Consider the following 1,063-nt stretch of genomic DNA (forward strand, 5'->3'; position numbering starts at 1 on the left):
AAGACCTCTGCAGGTGTTTTATATCCAAGACACTTGCGAGGTCTATTATTTATTATATTTACTACAACATCAAGCTCATTTTGAGTTATAGTAGAAAAATCAAATCTTTTAGGATAAAACTCTCTTAATAATCCGTTAGTGTTCTCATTAGTACCTCTTTGCCAAGAAGAATAAGGATCTGCGAAATAAACATCTATATTTAATCTATTCTCAATTTCATTATAATTAGCAAATTCTTTACCCCTATCGACTGTAAATGTTTTAATTAGTTTGTTTGAAATATGTTCAAATGCTTTGAAACAATGTAAGTTAAATGTTGTTGATTTTCTATTATCCATAACTTGAGCTATTAAGTATCTGCTTTTTCTTTCTACAAAAGTTGAAAGGCAGGCTTTTGACTTTCCTCTACTAGATACAACAGTATCTAATTCCCAATGTCCTATACTTTCTCTTTTCCTAATGTCTTTTGGTCTATTTTTTATACTTTTACCTATATTAAATTTACCTCTTGTTTCTTTTGGTTTTAAGGATTTTCCTTTTCTTCTTAATTTATTTATATTGCCTTTTACAATAATATTTTTGTATATCCATCTATAGATTGTTTTGAATCCAATCTTCATAGATTTATCATCTTTAGATTCTAGGCGTAGCCTACCGGCTATTTGTTCAGGTGACCAAGTTTTGTTTAGACCATTTTCTATATACTCAATTAATTTATAGTTAGATGATTTTCCCTTTGCGCCGCAGTTCATTCTGTTATTTAGATAAATTTCATTTGCTATATGAGCTAAATATTTTCCATTAACAGAGTTTCTTCTGATCTCTCTTGAAATTGTAGAAGCATTTCTATTAAGATGTTTTGCTATTTTTCTTATACTCCATCCTAAGCCTAAGAAATTAGCTATACAACATCTTTCATTTATGGTAATATGTTTGTAGTTCATAATTTTATGTCCTTTCATGTAAAGTGATTTTGTAGTTATTATTACTGTAACATGAACATAAACTTATGAGCTATTTTTTTATCCATTTTTAAGTGTTGCACTTAATATGATAATTCATC

1 protein-coding gene is annotated in these 1,063 nt (G+C 28.1%); it reads right to left on the bottom strand.

The genetic code is table 11. The annotated features are described in order from the left end of the window. The coding region (locus ABCM86_RS13965) for an IS30 family transposase (protein WP_343004201.1) at positions 1–944 on the bottom strand (944 nt) is incomplete at its 3' end. Positions 945–1,063: the final 119 nt, after the last annotated feature.

The organism is Clostridium sp. 2218st1_F5_2218SCRN_220325, assembly GCF_039062665.1.
Lineage (GTDB): Bacteria > Bacillota > Clostridia > Peptostreptococcales > Peptostreptococcaceae > Intestinibacter.